This is a genomic window from Tomitella biformata AHU 1821 (assembly GCF_000524475.1).
Taxonomy (GTDB): domain Bacteria; phylum Actinomycetota; class Actinomycetes; order Mycobacteriales; family Mycobacteriaceae; genus Tomitella; species Tomitella biformata.
In genome coordinates this window covers 110,590-129,112 of sequence record NZ_BAVQ01000007.1, presented here as the reverse complement: position 1 = coordinate 129,112, position 18,523 = coordinate 110,590, and the positions used below count along the sequence as shown (strand labels likewise).

The 18,523-nt window shown below is 67.2% G+C and carries 12 protein-coding genes; 9 read left to right on the top strand and 3 right to left on the bottom strand.

From position 1 onward, the window contains the following. Nucleotides 1–139 precede the first annotated feature (139 nt). Nucleotides 140–1,936 (top strand): AMP-dependent synthetase/ligase, encoded by a 1,797-nt coding sequence (locus TBIF_RS05420; protein ID WP_024793837.1) that lies wholly within the window; start codon nt 140–142, stop codon nt 1,934–1,936. Nucleotides 1,937–2,010: 74 nt separating this feature from the next. Here TBIF_RS05420 and TBIF_RS05415 read toward each other — a convergent pair whose 3' ends face one another. Then, entirely contained in the window at nt 2,011–2,673 is a 663-nt protein-coding gene (locus tag TBIF_RS05415) for a TetR/AcrR family transcriptional regulator (RefSeq protein ID WP_038169887.1), read from the bottom strand. Nucleotides 2,674–2,734: 61 nt separating this feature from the next. Between TBIF_RS05415 and TBIF_RS05410 the strand changes: the two genes are divergently transcribed. Further along, nucleotides 2,735–4,069: a D-arabinono-1,4-lactone oxidase gene (locus TBIF_RS05410; RefSeq protein WP_024793835.1), complete on the top strand. Its 1,335-nt coding sequence runs from the start codon at nt 2,735–2,737 to the stop codon at nt 4,067–4,069. Between the two features lie 114 nt (nt 4,070–4,183). Further along, a complete protein-coding gene (locus TBIF_RS05405) occupies nt 4,184–4,891 on the top strand; it encodes a hypothetical protein (RefSeq protein WP_038169886.1) in 708 nt (235 codons plus the stop codon). Here TBIF_RS05405 and TBIF_RS05400 read toward each other — a convergent pair. After that, on the bottom strand, nt 4,842–6,326 hold the full coding sequence (locus tag TBIF_RS05400) for a DHA2 family efflux MFS transporter permease subunit (RefSeq protein WP_207165452.1): 1,485 nt from the start codon (nt 6,324–6,326) through the stop codon (nt 4,842–4,844). The two genes, TBIF_RS05405 and TBIF_RS05400, sit on opposite strands and share 50 nt — an antisense overlap. Before the next feature lie 253 nt (nt 6,327–6,579). On the opposite strand from TBIF_RS05400, the gene TBIF_RS05395 reads away from it, so the two are divergent. From TBIF_RS05395 to TBIF_RS05380, 4 genes are all read left to right on the top strand, one after another. Further along, complete coding sequence (locus TBIF_RS05395; protein ID WP_038169880.1) at nt 6,580–7,308, top strand: GNAT family N-acetyltransferase; 729 nt, start codon at nt 6,580–6,582, stop codon at nt 7,306–7,308. A gap of 19 nt (nt 7,309–7,327) precedes the next feature. Continuing rightward, complete coding sequence (locus tag TBIF_RS05390) at nt 7,328–7,687, top strand: DUF488 domain-containing protein (RefSeq protein ID WP_024793831.1); 360 nt, start codon at nt 7,328–7,330, stop codon at nt 7,685–7,687. Nucleotides 7,688–7,742: 55 nt separating this feature from the next. Next, nucleotides 7,743–11,450, top strand: a complete 3,708-nt coding sequence (locus tag TBIF_RS05385; protein WP_084611556.1) for an ABC transporter ATP-binding protein — start codon at nt 7,743–7,745, stop codon at nt 11,448–11,450. 104 nt (nt 11,451–11,554) lie between these two features. Beyond that, entirely contained in the window at nt 11,555–15,301 is a 3,747-nt protein-coding gene (locus tag TBIF_RS05380) for a multifunctional oxoglutarate decarboxylase/oxoglutarate dehydrogenase thiamine pyrophosphate-binding subunit/dihydrolipoyllysine-residue succinyltransferase subunit (protein WP_084611548.1), read from the top strand. Nucleotides 15,302–15,403: 102 nt separating this feature from the next. Here TBIF_RS05380 and TBIF_RS05375 read toward each other — a convergent pair whose 3' ends face one another. Beyond that, nucleotides 15,404–16,024 carry a TetR/AcrR family transcriptional regulator gene (locus tag TBIF_RS05375; RefSeq protein WP_038169879.1) on the bottom strand — a complete coding sequence of 207 codons (621 nt, stop codon included), beginning with the start codon at nt 16,022–16,024 and terminating at the stop codon, nt 15,404–15,406. A 90-nt stretch (nt 16,025–16,114) separates the two neighbouring features. On the opposite strand from TBIF_RS05375, the gene TBIF_RS05370 reads away from it, so the two are divergent. Next, nucleotides 16,115–17,665 (top strand): flavin-containing monooxygenase, encoded by a 1,551-nt coding sequence (locus TBIF_RS05370; RefSeq protein WP_024793827.1) that lies wholly within the window; start codon nt 16,115–16,117, stop codon nt 17,663–17,665. Then, nucleotides 17,662–18,522: an SDR family NAD(P)-dependent oxidoreductase gene (locus TBIF_RS05365; RefSeq protein ID WP_024793826.1), complete on the top strand. Its 861-nt coding sequence runs from the start codon at nt 17,662–17,664 to the stop codon at nt 18,520–18,522. The genes TBIF_RS05370 and TBIF_RS05365 overlap by 4 nt, the downstream gene beginning before the upstream one ends. Nucleotide 18,523 lies beyond the last annotated feature (1 nt).

Here is an 18,523-nt window from a genome sequence, read left to right as displayed (position 1 = left end):
CCCAGATCTCAGCGGAGAATTTTCGTACCGACGAGTAACCAAGGGCGTCCCCCACGTGCCCTGGCCAAACGCATCGGATATTGTCTCACCAGATCCGCAAAGTGACTATGGTCACTACAAAGCCTATGAGGGGGTTTCCGTGCGCGAATATGTTGTTCCTGCGTCCTACACCATCAAAGATGACGCGACACTTTCCGATAACGTCTTCGAGTTCGCCGAGAAGACGCCGAATTTCGTGCCATTCCAGCGGAACGCCAACGGCGCGTGGATGGACGTCACGGCAGCCCAGTTCGCTGCCGAGGTCTCCGCTCTCGCGAAGGGCCTGATCGCCTCCGGCATCGAGTACGGCGACCGCGTGGCCATCATGTCCGGCACCCGGTACGAGTGGGTGGCCCTGGACTTCGCAATCTGGACGGCGGGCGCGGTCACCGTTGCCATCTACGAGACCTCCTCGGCCGATCAGGTCGAGTGGATTCTCAAAGACTCCGGTACCAAGATGCTCGTCTTCGAGACCGACCAGCACACCGCGCTGGTCGCGCCGATCGTCAAGAGCCTGGGCACTGTCGAGACGGTCCTGCAGTTCGACGGCGCCTCCGGCGCGGTCGAACAGCTCACCGAGAAAGGCAAGTCGGTCACCGACGAGGTGCTGCATGCCCGCCGCCACCAGGTCGTGGTCACCGATCCCGCGACCCTGGTGTACACCTCCGGCACCACCGGCCGGCCCAAGGGCGCCGCGCTGACCCACCTGAATCTGCTCTCCGAAGCCGCCGCGGCGACCCAAGCCCTCGGATCGATGATGGTCGAGGGCAAAACCACGCTGCTCTTCCTGCCGATGGCGCACATCTTCGCCCGCGCCATCTCGGTCGCCGGCTTCGCCGCCAAGCTCACCATCGGCCACACCTCCGACATCCCGAACCTCGTGGAGCACCTCGGTAAGTTCAAGCCGACATTCGTGCTCTCGGTGCCGCGCGTGTTCGAGAAGGTGTACAACACCGCCAAGCAGAAGGCCGAAGACGGCGGCAAGGGCAAGATCTTCGCCGCAGCGGAGGCCACGGCCATCGAGTGGAGCGAGGCCCAGGACACCGGAGGGGCCAGCTTCCTCCTGAACCTCAAGCACACCATCTTCGACAAGCTCGTCTACTCCAAGCTCAAGGCCGCGCTTGGCGGACGCTGCGAGGCCGCGGTGTCCGGCGGCGGGCCGCTGGGCGCCCGCCTCGGGCATTTCTACCGCGGCGTCGGCGTCACCATCTACGAGGGCTACGGCCTCACGGAGACCAGCGCGGCTGTCACCGTCAACCGCGAGGGCGCCCAGCGGGTCGGCTCCGTCGGCCAGCCGGTGGACGGCAGCGGCGTGCGCATCGCCGAGGACGGCGAGGTCCTGGTGCAGGGCTCGGTGGTCTTCAACGGGTACTGGAAGAACGACGCCGCCACGGCCGACTCGATCCGCGACGGCTGGTTCCACACCGGCGACATCGGACGGCTCGACGAGGACGGCTACCTGTTCATCACAGGCCGCAAGAAGGAGATCATCGTCACGGCCGCCGGCAAGAACGTCGCACCCAGCGGGCTCGAGGACACCATCCGGGCGCATCCGCTGATCAGCCAGGCGATAGTTGTCGGCGACGCGAAGCCCTTCATCGCAGCGCTGATCACCCTCGACCCGGAGGCCATCCCCGGCTGGCTGCAGCGCAACGGCAAGGCCGCGGACATGCCCATCGAGCAGCTCGCGGTGGATCCCGACCTCATCGCCGAGGTCGACTCCGCGGTCAAATCCGCCAACGCGCAGGTCTCCAAGGCCGAGGCGATCAAGAAGTTCCAGGTGCTGCATAGCGACTTCACCATCGAGTCCGGCGAGCTGACGCCGACGCTCAAGCTCAAGCGCAATGTCGTCCACGAGACCTACGCGGACACCATCGAGGCGCTCTACACGAAGTAGCCCGCGCAGGCAGCAAGTGGGGCGGTACCGCGAAATCGGTACCGCCCCGAGCTATTTGACTCTGACGCGCAGGATCAGCCCTTCGCCACGGCCTTGCCGACGAAGAAGTCGACCAAGTCCACGAGCTGGCGGTTCGCGGACTCGGAGTCGCGGTCGACCAGCCACCGCAGCACCACGCCGTCGATCATCGCCACGCTCAAACGCGCCAGGTAATCTGGCGACTCGGTCCACTCGGTGCCGGTGAACGCCGCCGAGTTGACCAGGAAATCCGTCGCGACCGTGTCGCTGACCACGTACTGCCGGCCAGCGAGAGTCTTCGAGCCGTCGTGGTCGTGCGGCCTCAGCCGCAGCGCATAGGTGGTGATCTCGTACGTCAACAGCTGAACGTTGGGGGTCTCCTCGATCAACACCCACATGGCGGCCAGGCCGTTGCGGATCATCTCCCGGAGGCCCTCGATGCCCTGGGTGTGCTCGACACCCTCCGCGGACTGGGCATAGACGGCTTGCGTCGCCTCGCCGAGCGAGGCGACCACGTTCGAGATCGCGGCGCCCATGAGCTCTTCCTTGTTCTCGAAGCAGTAGTGCACCACCCCGAGCGAGACGCCAGCTGTGTCGGCCACGCGACGGATCGTCACAGAGCCGAACCCCTCTTGCTCCGCGAGCGTCAGGGCGGCACGCACAAGCTGCGCCCGTCGCTCTTCTGCGGGCAGACGAGAATTAACTTCGCGAGTAGTCACTTCGACACCTAATTATTCGCACGTTTTGACCTGAACGTTCGTCCAGGCCCATAATGTAAATGTGACCGAGCCAACTTGGAGAAATTGGGCCGACAGCGCTCACAGTAACCCGCACAGTACCCAGCTTCCCGCCGATGTTCATGATTTGACACGCCTCGTCACCGCGGCAGCGAATACTGGACTGCAGGTCAAATGCGTTGGCGCGGGGCATTCCTTCTCCCCGATCGCGGTTACCGACGGGGTGCTAGTCGATCTCCGACGGATGTCCGGCATCGAATCTGTGGTGCCCACCGCGACGGGCGCACACGTCACCGTGCTGGCCGGCACACCGTTGCACCAGCTCAACGAGCTGCTGTGGGCCCGCGGCCTGTCGATGCAGAACCTGGGTGACATCGATACGCAGTCCGTCGCCGGCGCGATCTCCACGGGCACCCACGGCACCGGCAGTGCGTTCAGCGGCCTCGCTGGATTGGTCGTGGGCCTGCAGGTGGTGCTGGCCGATGGCTCCGTCGTCGACTGTTCGAGGGACCAGGGCCCAGACCTCTTCCACGCCGCCCGCCTGGGACTCGGCGCCATCGGCATCCTCAGCAAGATCATCCTGGACTGTCCCCACGCCTTCGCGATGCATGCCCACGAGGCCCCCGACACGCTCGACAACGTGCTCCGCGACCTCCCGCACATCTGCGAGACCGTCGACCACTTCGAGTTCTATTGGTGGCCCCACACCCGCCGAGTCCTTACCAAGCGCAACACCCGGCTGCCACTGGACACCCCGCTCAAACCCGTCGGCAAGGTCACCGGCTATATCAGTGACGAGTTCCTGTCGAACCTGGTCTTCGAGCAGACGAGCCGGCTGTGCACCCGCGTCCCCGCCATCATCCCGCGCATGAACTGGGTGGCCGCCCGCCTTTTGAGCGAGCGCGAGTACACCGACCGCAGCTATCGGGTGTTCGTCTCCTCCCGCCGAGTCCGCTTCCGCGAGATGGAGTACGCCATTCCGGTCGACGCGCTCCCCGGCGTCCTCGCCGACCTGGAGAAGATGATCGACACCAGCGGCGAGCTGGTCAGCTTCCCGGTGGAGGTGCGATTCGCTGCGGCAGACGACGTGTGGATGTCCACGGCAAATGGCCGCGACTCCGCCTATATCGCGGTGCATAAGTACTGGCGACAGGACTACGAGGCCTATTTCCGCGCAGTGGAGGAGATCGCAGTCGCCGCTGGCGGGCGGCCCCACTGGGGCAAGATCCACTGGCGTACCGCCGCGGACCTGCGCGAGGTGTACCCGCACTTCGACGCGTTCTCCGCGATCCGCGAAAAGCACGACCCCCAGCACCTCTTCGGCAACGACTACCTGGCAAAGGTGCTCGACTATCGTATTCCCGCCGAGCCTGTGTGAGTCACGAACGTCACCTCGGCTCGTTGCCCGCCCGATTTACCCGTAACCTGCACCGAGTACACCGCGCCGGGTCTGAGCCCGGCCACCCGGAAGCAGCACTTACGGAGGCGAGCAATGGCAAAGCTATCCCGACGCGCCAAGACGGACGTTGCGGTACCCGCTGAGCTGGATATCCCCGACCTGCCGTCGCCGCTGATGTCCGCACTAGACCGCGGCCTGTCAGTGCCGACCCCGGTGATAGTCGAGTCAGTGGCGAAAATGCGCCGTGCACACCCGGAGGAGAGCCCCGCGCAGATCATCGCCCGCCTGGAGCGCCGCTTCCTGCGCACCGTGACCACCAGCGGGGCCGCGGTCGGCATGGCCGCCGCCATCCCCGCCGCGGGCACTGGGACGGCGATCGCCGCCGTGGGCGGCGAGACCGCGCTGGTCCTCTCCGCCGCGGCAGTCCTGGCGCTCTCGCTCGCCGAGGTCTACGGCATCCCGCTCACCGACATGGAGAAGCGGCGCACGCTGGTGCTGTCCATCGCAGTCGGCGACGGCGCCCTCTACCTGGTCCGCGGCCTGCTGGGCAAGACGGGCAAGAGTTGGGCCTCGTTCATGGCCAAGGACATGTCCGCGTCCAGCCTGAAGATCCTCAACTCCACGCTGACGAAGAAGTTCCTCGTCAAGGCCGGCACCAAACAAGGCCTGGTGACGATCGGCAAGATCGCCCCCTTCGGCATCGGCGCCGTCATCGGCGCAAGCGGCAACCGGGTCATCGGCCGCCGGCTGATCAAGAACTCGCGGGCGATCCTTGGTCCGCCGCCGCCCCGTTGGTGGTAGCGGGCGCAGTGGTGGTAACGGGCGCTGCCGCGGAACTCATCCCGGCGTGGGTGGGCCGGACGAAGAACATGGTGGCGGCCACGCCGACCACGAGGACTGCCGCGGGCAAGTACATGGACTCGCCCATGGCGTGTGCGTAGCCATCCCACAGGGCCTCGGGCAGCCGCTCCACGTGCCCGGACGCGTCCCCACCGTCGCCGCCGCTTGACGGCATGCCGTTGGCCGTCAAGCGGGCCGCCATCACCGCGGCGATGGCGGCGCTACCCAGCACCGCGCCGACCTGCCGCGTCGTGTTGTAGACCCCGGAGCCAGCACCCGCGACGTCCTGCGCCAAGTTCCGGGTGGCGGTCGCCGAGAGCGGCGACCAGATGCACGCGTTCGCGACGCCCATCAAGGCGATGGGAATCAGCATCAGGGGCACCGAGGCGCCGGGCTGCATGATCATCCCCAACCAGACAACGGAGACCGCGAGCAACATCAGGCCTGGACCGGCGATATAGCGCGGATGGACCCGGTCCACCAGCCGGCCGACGAACGGCGCGAGCACGCCCGTCAGCACTGCCATCGGCGTCATCAACAGCGCGGACTGCGTGGGCGAATAGCCGAGCACCAACTGGGTGAACAGCATCAGCGGCAGCACCAGCCCGGTGATGGCGAAGCCCATAGCCGCGATGCCGATATTGGCAACAGTGAAGTTCCGGTCCTTGAACAGCCGCAGCGGCACTAGCGGCTCGCCGGTGTTCTTGGCCTGCCAGAACAGGAAGGCGGCGAAGAACACCAGCCCCACAATGATCAACAGTGGCACCGAGATAATGCCGGTGATGGTGCCCCAGTCGTACTTCGAGCCCTCCTGGAGGCCAAAGACCACCAGGAACATGCCGATCCCGCTGAGCACCACGCCGAGGATGTCGAACTTGTGCGAGCGCAGCGGCAGCTTCGGAACGAGCTTCCAGGCGAGGATAAAACCGACCACGCCCACGGGGATGTTGACGAAGAAGATCCACTCCCACCCGAGCGAGTCCACGAGCACGCCGCCCAGCAGCGGTCCGACCAGCGTCGCCGCGCCGGCCACTGCGCCCCACGCGCCCATCGCCTGGCCGCGGCGCTCTGGCGGGAAGATGCGGGTGATCACGGCCATCGTCTGAGGCGTCATCAACGCCGCGCCCAGACCCTGGAACACCCGCGCGACGATCAGCATCTCGATGCCCTGGGACAACCCGCACCACGCCGAGGCGGCGGTGAACACGACGAGCCCGATCAGGTAGAGGCGACGCTGCCCGAAACGGTCGCCCAGCCGACCCGTGATCAGCAACGGCACGGCATAGGCCAGCAAGTAGGCGCTGGTCACCCAGATCACGGCGTTGATGTCCGCGTTCAGCCCGCTCATCAGCGCGGGCGTCGCCACGGACACAATCGTGGTGTCCACGAGGATCATGAAAAAGCCCAGGCACAAGGCCCAAAGTGCAGGCCATGGGCGGATTTGATCGCTCACGCGGGAGTCCTCGGTTCGTATTCGGGCCACAGAGCCCTAGATGGTCCAGTCTCGGAGGTTCCGCGCACGGCGACGTTCGAGAAATCGCTCCTCGCGGATCGTACGCGGAATGCGCGGCGCCCCGCGAACTCTCCCGATCCGCCCTCCCGCTGAACCGCACCTCGGCCCGGACGGGCGCCGCGCTACCGTGTGCCGCGTGGAAGCCAACTCAGAAGCCATCGTCCGCCTGTGCTGGGCGCGTGCGCTCGGTCTACCCGACGACGCCCTCGCCGCACCCGGCAGCCAGATCGTGGTTGCCACCCCGGACAGCGCCCCGCTGCGGATCCTCTCGCTCTTCGACTCGTCCGCGATCGTCGGTCCGGCCTGGATGGTCGAGCAGATCGCCGACCGCGTCGGTCCCAGTCTCGCCACTGGCGAGTGGGATCTTGCAGCGGCACTCTCCGCGCTGGGAGTCGGCGCGCGCGAGATGGCCCGGGAGGTGCTCAGCTATCGCGACGAGTACGCGCTGCCCACGGCCTCTGCCGAGGACGAGGACGAGGGCCCGCTTGTCAGCCACGATCCAGGGGATCTAGAGACCCTCCTCTCCCGCTGCGCAGTCGACGACGTGAACGACGCGGACCTACGCGGCCTCGACATCGCATTCACCATGCTCGACGACCACGAGCACCGCCCACTCGCCGCCGCCGCGTACCGGATTGAACACGGGCTGTTGGCGGACGTGCGCACGCTGACCCATCCGGACCACCGCAGCCAAGGCCACGCCGTGCTGCTCGCGGAGTTGGCGCTCGAGGACGCCCTAGACGCCGGCCTCATCGCGCAGGGCCGGCATCATCCCGCGAGCGTCGCCGGCGGACGGCTCGCGTCCGCCCTCGGCTTCACCACCGCGGGCTCGATTGTCGTGCTCGCGGCCGGTGCCAGCGACTGAGCAGGTCTAATATCGGGTCATGGCGGCAATAGAACTCATGCGCACCTACGACGCGCGCCACTCGCAGGAATCGGGGCCGGGCCGCACCTTCCTCGTCGACCGCCTGTGGCCCCGTGGCATCGCCAAGACCGAGCTCGCCTTCGACAGCTGGCTCAAGGACATTGCACCCAGCACCCAACTGCGCACGTGGTTCGGCCACGACCCGGCGAAATTCGACCAATTCCGAGCTCGCTACCGCGCTGAGCTCGACGCCGACCCCGCAGTTGCGGCCCCCATCCTCAACGCGCTCGCAGACGGCCCGGTACGGCTGCTGTTCTCCGCGAAAGACACCGCCCACAACCAGGCTGTGGTCCTCAAGGAGTGGCTGCTTGAGCGCTGACAAGTTGAGCGCTGAGAGGCAGCGCGGTTGGATCCGTCGGCTCGCCGCCACCTGCATGCTGCACCGCGGCCTGCTGTTCGGCGCCCTCGGCATGTCCGCCTTGGCGACCATCATCGACGTCAGTTTCCCCCTCCTCACGCGCGCGGCGATCGACGGGGCCAGCGCGGGCCGCACCTCCGCGATTGCGGCCATCGCGATAGCTATCGCGGGCCTCGGCCTGGTGCGTTGGGCCTGCCAGTTCGGGCGTCGGCTCCTGGCCGGCAAGCTCTCCCTCGACGTGCAGCACCGCCTACGCCTCGACCTGCTGACCTCCCTGCAGGCGCTTGACGGCCAAGGTCAGGACTCGATCCGCACCGGCCAGGTGGTGTCCCGGTCCATCTCGGACCTGCAGATGGTCCAGGGCCTACTCGCCATGCTGCCGATGGTCGCGGGCGCCGCACTGCAGTTGGTGCTCAGCCTGGTGGTGATGGCCTACCTGTCTCCCCTGCTCACCGTGGTGACACTGGTCATCGCGCCGGCGGTCGCATACACCGCGTATCTCAGCCGCCGCTCGCTGTTCGCCGCCACCTGGTCCGCCCAGCAGAGCGCCGCCGACATCGCCCAGCACGTGGAGGAGACTGTCACCGGGGTCCGCGTCGTCAAGGGCTTCGGGCAAGAATCACGGGCCATCGCCACCCTGGAATCGCTCAGCCGCACCCTGTACGCCCGCCGCATCCGAGCCGCCCACGTCAACGCCCGATACGCGCCGATCCTCGCCTCGCTGCCGCAGTTGGGACTGGTGTGCATCATCGGACTCGGCGGCTATCTGGCGCTACGCAGCTCGATCTCCGTCGGCACCTTTCTAGCCTTCGCCTCCTACGTGACGATGATCGCGGCCGTCGCGCGAATCGTGTCCAGCATCATCGTGATGGCCCAGCTCTCCCGCGCAGCCGTCGAGCGGGTGTACGACGTGATCGACGCCCAGCCGACCATCGCGGACAGCGCCGACCCCCACCGCCTGCCGGAGGGTCCCGTCGGTGTGTCATTGCGCGGGGTCACCTTCGGATTCGACCCCGCCCGGCCCGTCCTGCACGAGGTGAACCTCGACGTCCGCCCCGGGGAGACGCTGGCCCTCGTCGGCCCCGCGGGCTCCGGCAAGACCGCGCTGTCCCTGCTGCTCCCCCGCTTCTACGCGCCAGCCGCGGGCAGCATCGCCCTGACGGCAGGCGGGACGACCATCGACATCGTCAACCTGGCCCGCGAGCAATTGCGGGAGGTCACCGCCCTCGTCTTCGACGAGCCCTTCCTATTCTCCGACACCCTCGGCGCGAACATCGCCCTCGGAGCACCGGATGCGACGGCCGAGCAGATCCGCGCCGCCGCGATCGCCGCCGACGCCGACGAGTTCATCACCCGGCTACCCGACGGCTACGACACGGTGGTCGGCGAACGGGGGCTGTCCCTCTCGGGCGGCCAACGTCAGCGGGTCGCGCTAGCCCGCGCGATCCTCGGGGACCCGCGGCTGCTCATCCTCGACGACGCCACCTCGGCCGTGGACGCAGAGACGGAGGCCCGGATCTTCCGGGCGCTGCAGGCAGGCCGGGCCGACCGGACGACTATCGCCGTGGCGCACCGCCGCTCGACGCTGCTGCTCGCGGACCGCATCGCCGTGCTCGACGGCGGCCGGGTGGTGGACGTCGGCACAGAGGCTGAGCTCGAGGCCCGCTGCGGGCTCTTTCGCGAACTGCTGTCGCCACAACCCCGCGACAAGGTCGTGGAATCGTGCGACCCGGCGTCGGACAGGCCGTCGCAGGAGCGGCTGTGGCCGGAAGTTGCGGCCCCCGAGCGTGGCCCCGCACGGGCCGAATCCTCAGCCGCCCCGGGATCTCCCGTCCGCGGCGGACCCGGAGCCGGCGCGTTGGGCTCTATGCCGGCGACCCCGCAGATTGAGGCCGCGGTCGCCGCGCTCGGCCCCGCCACCGAGGAGCCGGGGCTGGACGAGCGGGAACTGCGCCGCCCCGATCCGAGTTTCCGATTGGCGGGCCTGCTGGCGCCGGTGCGTTGGCTGCTCGCCACCGTCGTCGCGCTGGTGGCACTGGACGCCGTGGCGGGGCTCGTGTTCCCGATCATCATTCGCTACGCCATCGACCATGGCGTACTCCCACGCCACAGTCCCGCGCTCTTCGCGGCCGTCGCCGTGGGCGTGTTGGTGGTGTTCGCGAACTGGTTGGTGCTCGCGTGGATGGCGGTGCTGACCGCCCGTGCGGGCGAGCGGGTGTTGTACGGGCTCCGCGTGCGCAGCTACAGCCATCTGCAGCGGCTCGGCCTCGACTACTACGAGCGGGAGCTGTCCGGTCGCATCATGACCCGCATGACGACGGACGTGGACGCACTGTCGTCGTTCCTCCAGACGGGCCTGTCCACGGCGATCGTCAGCTTCCTGACCATCGTCGGGGTCTCCGGGGCCCTGCTGCTGACCAACACCACGCTGGGCCTGGTCGCCCTCGCCGCGCTGCCACCGGTACTGCTCGCGACCCTCATTTTCCGCCGGGTGTCCTCGGCCGCGTATTCGCTCTCCCGCGAGCGCGTCTCGGCCGTCAACGCGGATTTCCAGGAGAACATCGCCGGGCTTCGAACCTCCCAGGCGTACCGCCGTGAGCCGCACGCCGCGATGCGATTCGCGCAGCGGGCCGACAGTTACCGGCGGGCCCGGCTGCGCGCACAGGTCGCCATCTCCATCTACTTCCCGCTCATCACCCTCCTCTCGGACCTGGTGTTGGCCGCGGTGATCCTCGTCGGAGCCCATCAGGTGGCGGTTGGCGCCACCTCCACGGGCACATTGGTCGCCTTCGTGCTCTACCTGGGCTTGCTGTTCGGCCCCATCCAACAGCTGTCCCAGGTGTTCGACGGCTATCAGCAAGCCCGGGTGGGCCTGCAGCGCATCGGCGACCTCCTGCGGACCAAGAGCACCATCGAGACTGCGGATGCCGCGGCGGGCGCCCCTGTCCCCTTCTCCGGACGCTTACGGGGGGAACTCGAGCTGCGCGGGGTCGACTTCCAGTACCCCGGCGCCGCCGCCCCCGCCCTGCACAAAATTGACCTGCGCATCCCCGCCGGGTCCACCGTGGCGCTGGTCGGGCGCACCGGTGCGGGCAAGTCCACCATAGTGAAGCTCCTCGCCCGCTTCTACGATCCGACGGCCGGCAGCGTGCTCGTGGACGGCGTCGACCTGCGGCGCTATCCGCTGGCCGACTATCGCCACCGCCTGGGCGTCGTGCCGCAGGAGGCACACCTGTTCACGGGGACTGTCGCCGAGAACATCGCCTTCGGCCGGCCCGCCGCCACCCGCGCGCAGATCGAGGCCGCCGCAGCCGCCGTCGGCGCACTCGACACAATCGCCGCGATGCCCGCCGGCATGCTCGAGCCCGTGGGCGAGCGCGGCCAGGGGCTCTCGTCCGGCCAGCGGCAATTGATCGCCTTGGCCCGAGCGGAATTGGTCGATCCCGACGTGCTCTTGCTCGACGAGGCCACCGCCTCCCTCGACCCGGTGACGGAACTCACAGTTCTCGAGTCCAATCGGCAGATTATGCGAAGACGCACGTCGGTTCTCGTCGCACACCGGCTCGCCACCGCCGAGCAGGCAGACATTATCGTGGTGGTTGAAGATGGTCAGATCATCGAAGCGGGCCCCACCGCCGAACTCCAGGCGGCCGGCGGGGCTTATGCCCGGCTGCGCGCTTTAGCCGTCGTTTCCCATCCGGTTACGAGCAATTCTCTGATTTGACACACTATTGGGATCGGGGCCACCCGCCCGTGCGAGAGACAAGCTAGCCTGTACTGGCATGCACGCTGATCGGTGAGTGAAATGAAACGAGGCGAATTCCTGCCGTGACCAGCAGTTCGACGTCGCAGTTCGGCCAAAACCAGTGGTTGGTCGAGGAAATGTACCAGCGCTTCCAGGAGGACCCGTCCTCCGTGGACGCCAGTTGGCACGATTTTCTCGCCGACTACTCGCCCGGTGGGGGCGAAAACGGCCAGGCGAAACCCACACCCACAACCAAGCAGAGCGCCGACGCGGTTACCCCCGCCACGCCCGCTGTCAACCCCCCGGCGGCTCCAGCGAACCAGGCCACAGCCACACCGGCTCCCGCCAATCCCGCCGCAGCCAAGTCGGCTAACACACCCCAGCCTTCCTCGGCCGCAAAACCTGCGCCGAAAAAACCTGAGACGAAAGCACCTGCTGTGACGCAGCCCGCCAAGACCGCTGGACCCACCCCTGGCGCGAAGGTGCTTCGCGGCATCGCCGCGACGGTCGCGCGCAACATGACCGCATCCTTGAGCATCCCTGTGGCCACCAGCGTCCGCGCCGTGCCGGCGAAGCTGATGATCGACAACCGCATCGTGCTCAACAACCACCTCGGGCGTACCCGCGGCGGCAAGGTCTCGTTCACCCACATCCTCGGCTTCGCCATCGTGCGCGCGGTGAACGGCTACCCCGGCATGAACCGCCACTTCGCGGAGATCGACGGCAAGCCGAACATCGTCACTCCCGAGCACACCAACCTCGGCCTGGCGATCGACCTCCCCGGCAAGAACGGCGAGCGCTCACTCGTCGTCGCGGCGATCAAGAACTGCGAGGCCATGGGCTTCTCGAAGTTCTGGGGCGCCTACGAGGACGTCGTGCGGCGCGCCCGCGACGGCAAGCTGACGATGGACGACTTCACCGGTGTCACCATCTCCCTGACGAACCCGGGCACCATCGGCACCGTGCACTCCGTGCCGCGGCTCATGGAGGGCCAGGGCACGATCGTCGGCGCCGGCGCCATGGAGTACCCGGCAGAGTTCCAGGGCTCCAGCGAGGAGCGTCTCGCGGAGGTCGGTATCGGCAAGCTCCTGACGCTCTCCTCGACGTACGACCACCGCGTCATCCAGGGCGCGGAGTCCGGCGAGTTCCTGCGCCGCATCCACACCCTGCTGCTGTCCGACGAGTTCTGGGACGAGCTGTTCACGGACCTGCGCGTGCCGTACGAGCCGGTCCGCTGGCGCCGGGACGAGGCGACGGGTCCGATCGACAAGAACACCCGTGTCCTCGAGCTCATCGCGGCGTACCGCAGCCGCGGCCACCTCATGGCCGACACGGACCCGCTGCGCGTGAACCCGGAGAAGTTCCGCAGCCACCCGGACCTCGACGTGCTCAGCCACGGCCTGACCCTCTGGGACCTGGACCGTGAGTTCACGGTTGGCGGCTTCGCCGGCCAGGAGCGGATGAAGCTCCGCGACGTCCTCGGCGTGCTGCGCGACGCGTACTGCCGCACGATGGGCATCGAGTACACGCACATCCTCGACCCGGAGCAGCGCAAGTGGCTCCAGGACCGCATCGAGATCCGGCACGTCAAGCCGCCGGTGGCACAGCAGAAGTACATCCTGAGCAAGCTCAACGCCGCCGAGGCGTTCGAGACGTTCCTGCAGACCAAGTACGTCGGGCAGAAGCGCTTCTCGCTCGAGGGCGCCGAGACCGTCATCCCGATGATGGACGCCGTCATCGACCAGGCCGCCGAGTACGCCCTCGACGAGGTCGTCATCGGCATGCCGCACCGCGGCCGCCTGAACGTGCTCGCGAACATCGTGGGCAAGCCCTACTCGCAGATCTTCACCGAGTTCGAGGGCAACATGAACCCGAAGGCCTCGCATGGCTCGGGCGATGTGAAGTACCACCTCGGCTCCGAGGGCACCTACATCCAGATGTTCGGCGACAACGACATCACCGTCTCGCTGACCGCCAATCCCTCGCACCTGGAGGCCGTCGACCCGGTCCTCGAGGGCCTGGTCCGCGCGAAGCAGGACATCCTGGACAAGGGCCAAAAGGGCTTCACCGTCCTGCCGATGCTGCTGCACGGCGACGCGGCCTTCGCGGGTCAGGGCGTCGTCGCGGAGACGCTGAACCTGTCCCTCCTGCGCGGTTTCCGCACCGGCGGCACCGTCCACATCATCGTGAACAACCAGGTCGGCTTCACCACCGCCCCGGAGTACTCGCGCTCCTCCGAGTACTGCACCGATGTGGCGAAGATGATCGACGCGCCCGTGTTCCACGTCAACGGCGACGACCCCGAGGCATGCGTGTGGGTGGCCAAGCTGGCCGTCGACTTCCGCCAGCAGTTCGGCAAGGACGTCGTCATCGACATGATCTGCTACCGCCGTCGCGGGCACAACGAGGGCGACGACCCCTCGATGACGCAGCCGAGCATGTACGACCTGATCGACACCAAGCGCAGCGTCCGCAAGAGCTACACCGAGGGCCTGATCGGCCGCGGTGACATCTCGATGAAGGAGGCCGAGGACGCCCTGCGCGACTACCAGGGCCAACTCGAGCGGGTCTTCAACGAGGTGCGCGAGCTGGAGAAGTTCACGCCGGAGGCCAGCCAGTCCGTGGTGGAGGACCAGACGCTGCGCACCAGCCTGGTCACCGCCATCGACCAGACGCTCCTCGAGCGCATCGGCGACGCCCATGTGGATTACCCGGAGGGCTTCCACCCGCACCCGCGCGTCAAGCCCGTCATGGAGCGTCGACAGAAGATGTCCCGCGAGGGCGACGTCGACTGGGCGTTCGCGGAGCTGCTCGCGCTGGGCTCGCTGGTCCACGACGGCCGCCTCGTGCGGTTCTCGGGCCAGGACTCGCGCCGCGGCACGTTCAGCCAGCGCCACTCGGTGATGATCGACCGTCAGAACGAGGACGAGTACACCCCCCTGGCGAACACCGGCGGGGACAAGGGCGGCAAGTTCCTGATCTACGACTCCGCGCTCACGGAGTTCGCGGGACTGGGCTTCGAGTACGGCTACTCGGTGGGCAACCCCGACGCGCTGGTGCTCTGGGAGGCGCAGTTCGGCGACTTCGTCAACGGCGCGCAGTCGATCATCGACGAGTTCATCTCTTCCGGCGAGGCGAAGTGGGGCCAGCGTTCCAACGTGGTCCTGCTGCTCCCGCACGGGCATGAGGGCCAGGGGCCAGACCACACCTCCGGCCGCATCGAGCGCTTCCTCCAGCTGTGCGCGGAGGGCTCGATGACGGTGTCCATGCCGTCGACCCCGGCGAACTACTTCCACCTGCTGCGCAGGCACGCGAACGACGGCATCCACCGCCCGCTGGTGGTGTTCACGCCGAAGTCGATGCTGCGCAACAAGGCCGTGGTCAGCCCCGTCTCGGACTTCACGAACAACAAGTTCCGCTCGGTGCTGTGGGATCCGCGCTTCACCGACTCCGCCGCCGACCGCAACGCGGTCACCAAGGTGCTCATTGTCGCGGGCAAGCTCTACTACGAGCTCGCCGCCAAGCGCGACAAGGAGAACATCACCGACACGGCGATCGTTCGCCTGGAGCAGCTCTACCCGCTGCCGAGCCGCCGTATCCGCGAGGCTCTCGAGCACTTCCCGAACGCGACGGAATACCGTTGGGTCCAGGAGGAGCCGGCGAACCAGGGCCCGTGGCCGACCATCGGCCTGGCGCTGCCCGAGCTGCTGCCGGACCTGCTCGCGGGGATCAAGCGGATCTCGCGTCGCGCTATGTCGGCACCGTCCTCGGGCTCGAGCAAGGTGCACGCGGTCGAGCAGCATGACCTGATCGAGGCGGCGTTCGCCTAGCGCTCAGCACCTGATTGACGGGTTCGCCCCCGTTTCTTGGCCCAACCCCCGTTGCCACGGGAGCTAGGTCAAGGAACGGGGGCGAACTGCTGTCCGGGGAGCCTAGGTGTGGGCCGTGGCCGCCACCAGCGCCAGTGCGTCCTGGGGGTTGAGCGCGACGGCCGGCAGGGCCCAGTTCAGCAACTCTAAGAGCTCTTCGCGGGAGAGCTCGGGCTCGCGCAGCCAGGTGATCACGGTCTCCTCTACGAAGGCGATCCAGCCGCGTACCGCCAGCTCTACCCGCGCGGAGCGTGGAATTCCGATGAGGGGCACGCGCTCGAGGACTCGGACGGTCAGCGCGGTGCGGGTCTCCTCGAACACCAAGCGCATGTCGGCGTCCCCGGTGGCCGAGCCACGGAGCAGGGAGACGTAGCCGTCACGGTTCTCCGTCACGTAGTCCAGGTAGGCCGTCAACGAGTGTCTGAGCTGTGCCAGCGGCTCGAGATTGGGATCCGGCTCGGTGGCGTCGATCATCTCTTGACTCAGATGGCGCACGACGGCCAGCAGAAAGCCCTGCTTCGAGCCGAAGTAGTGAAAAATCAGCCCCCTGGAGACGCCCGCCTGATCGGCGATCTCCTCCACCGATACCGCGTCAATGGAGCGGATCGCCAACATCTGCGTCCCCAAGTGCACCAACTGCGCACGCCGCGCCTGCGGGCTTAGGCGAGTTCTCTTCTCTTCCACCCCCACATCGTACTGACTCTGAGTCAATTAGTTCGCAAATACCTCCCCGCGGCTATTGACTGATGTTCAATAGCAACTTACTCTTGAGTCATGACCACAGCCACACAGCCGAAGGACACCGCCCCCAGCAAGGCCCGGCACGCCGAGATCATCATCATCGGCAGCGGGTTCGCAGGCTTGGGCGCCGCGATCAAACTCAACGAGGCGGGGCACACGGACTTCCTCGTGCTCGAGCGCGGCGAGGAGGTGGGCGGCACCTGGCGGGACAACTCGTACCCCGGCGCGGCGTGCGATGTGCCCTCGCAGCTCTACTCGTACTCGTTCGCGCTGAACCCAGACTGGAGCCGCTCCTTCTCCAAGCAGCCCGAGATCCAGGCGTATATCCGCAACGTCGCCGCCGCCAGCGGCGTGTTGGACCGCCACCTGTTCAGCACCGAGCTCCTCGGCGCGCGATGGGACGCCGCGGCGGCACTGTGGCGCATCACCACCAACCAGGGTGAGTTCACCGCGAGCATCGTCATCCCCGCGGTCGGCGCGCTGTGCGAGCCCGCGCTGCCGGACATCAAGGGCATTGGCGACTTCGAGGGCGAGATCTTCCATTCCTCCCGCTGGAACCACGATGTGGACCTGACGGGCAAGCGCGTCGCCGTCATCGGCACCGGTGCCTCCTCCATCCAGATCGTGCCGGCGATCGCGGGCAAGGTCTCGCACCTGGACGTGTACCAGCGCACCGCACCGTGGATCCTGCCGCGTGCGGACCGCGAGTACAGCGCGGTCGAGCGGTTCGCCTATAAGCACGTCCCTGGTTTCCAACGCCTCGCCCGTGCCGGCGTCTATGCGTTGCGCGAGACGCAGGTCGTCGGACTGACCAAGCTGCCCGCACTGCTCAAGCCGCTGCAGCTGAGCGCGACGATGCACCTGCGCAAGGCCATCAAGGACCCCGTCCTCCGCGCGAAGGTCACCCCGAACTTCAGCATGGGCTGCAAGCGCATGCTGATCTCGAACAACTACTACCCAGCGCTGGCCCAGCCCAATGTGGACGTGGTGACCGACCCCATCTCCGAGGTCCGGGCCGGCTCCATCGTCACCAAGGACGGCACCGTCCGGGAGATCGACGCGCTGATCGTGGCGACCGGTTTCCACGTCACCGACTCCCCCGTGTTCGAGGTCATCCGCGGCAAGACCGGCACGACGCTCTCCGAGACCTGGGACCGCATCGGCATGCAGGGCTATAAGGGCACCGCCGTGGCGGACTTCCCCAATATGTTCTTCCTCGTGGGGCCGAACACAGGCCTGGGCCACAGCTCGATGGTCTACATGATCGAGTCGCAGATCACCTACGCCGTCGAGGCCGTCGCCACATTGAAGCGGCACGGGCTGTCCAGCGTCGAGGTCCGCGGGGACGTGTCTGCGGACTTCAACCGGGAATTGCAGGAGCGGCTCAAGCCGACCGTGTGGATGACCGGCGGCTGCGCCAGCTGGTACCTCGATAAGCACGGCAACAACACCACCCTCTGGCCCGGACACACCTTCGAGTTTCGCAAGCTCACCAAGAAATTCGACCTCGACGCCTATCACGCCACCTCCCGCCGGGATTTGGCCACCAGCACCAAGACCGCCCTGGAGGGTTCCGCATCATGACTGAAATCGCTGGAAAAGTAGCCGTCATCACCGGGTCGGGGTCCGGCATCGGCCGCGCGCTCGCGCTGAACCTGGCAAAGGGCGGCGCGAAGCTTGCGCTCTCCGACATGGACACCATTGGCCTCGCAGAGACCGTGCGGCAGGCGGAGCTCCTCGGCGCGCAGGTCCACTCGGCACCCCTCGATGTGACCCAGCGTGAGGCGTTCCTCGACTACGCGGCGGCGGTCCACGAGCACTTCGGCGTCGTCAACATGATCTTCAACAACGCTGGCATCGCCTTTACCGGGGATGTCGAGGTCTCGGAGTTCAAGGACATCGAGCGCGTGATGGACGTGGATTTCTGGGGCGTGGTCAATGGCACGAAGGCCTTCCTGCCGTACCTGATCGAGTCCGGCGACGGGCACGTCGTCAATGTCTCGAGCCTGTTCGGCCTGCTCTCGATCCCCGGCCAGAGCGCGTACAACGCCGCGAAGTTCGCGGTGCGCGGGTTCACCGAGTCCTTCCGCCAGGAGATGATGATCAGCAAGCAGCCGGTGCAGGTCACCTGCGTGCACCCGGGCGGCATCAAGACGGCGATCGCCCGCAACTCCACCACCGCGGACTCCCAAGACCAGGCCGACCTCGCGCAGTTCTTCGACCGCTACCTGGCCCACACCAGCCCGGACGCGGCGGCCAAGCGCATCCTCAAGGGCGTGACCGGCAACCGCGGCCGCGTGCTGATCGGCATGGACGCCCGCGTCCTGGACCTCTTCGTCCGCATCACCGGCTCCGGCTACCAGCGGATCGTGTCGACGGTCACCGGCCTCGCGATGCCCAAGCCGAAGGCCCCCGCGCCGACCACCGGAAGCGTTCTCTAAG

What these genes read in the sequence shown, in the direction of transcription:
- TBIF_RS05405 (WP_038169886.1), top strand. Translation starts at nt 4,184, where the DNA reads ATGGCAAAGCTATCCCGACGCGCCAAGACGGACGTTGCGGTACCCGCT.
- TBIF_RS05400 (WP_207165452.1), bottom strand. Translation starts at nt 6,326, where the DNA reads ATGATCCTCGTGGACACCACGATTGTGTCCGTGGCGACGCCCGCGCTG.
- TBIF_RS05390 (WP_024793831.1), top strand. Translation starts at nt 7,328, where the DNA reads ATGGCGGCAATAGAACTCATGCGCACCTACGACGCGCGCCACTCGCAG.
- TBIF_RS05385 (WP_084611556.1), top strand. Translation starts at nt 7,743, where the DNA reads ATGCTGCACCGCGGCCTGCTGTTCGGCGCCCTCGGCATGTCCGCCTTG.
- TBIF_RS05370 (WP_024793827.1), top strand. Translation starts at nt 16,115, where the DNA reads ATGACCACAGCCACACAGCCGAAGGACACCGCCCCCAGCAAGGCCCGG.
- TBIF_RS05365 (WP_024793826.1), top strand. Translation starts at nt 17,662, where the DNA reads ATGACTGAAATCGCTGGAAAAGTAGCCGTCATCACCGGGTCGGGGTCC.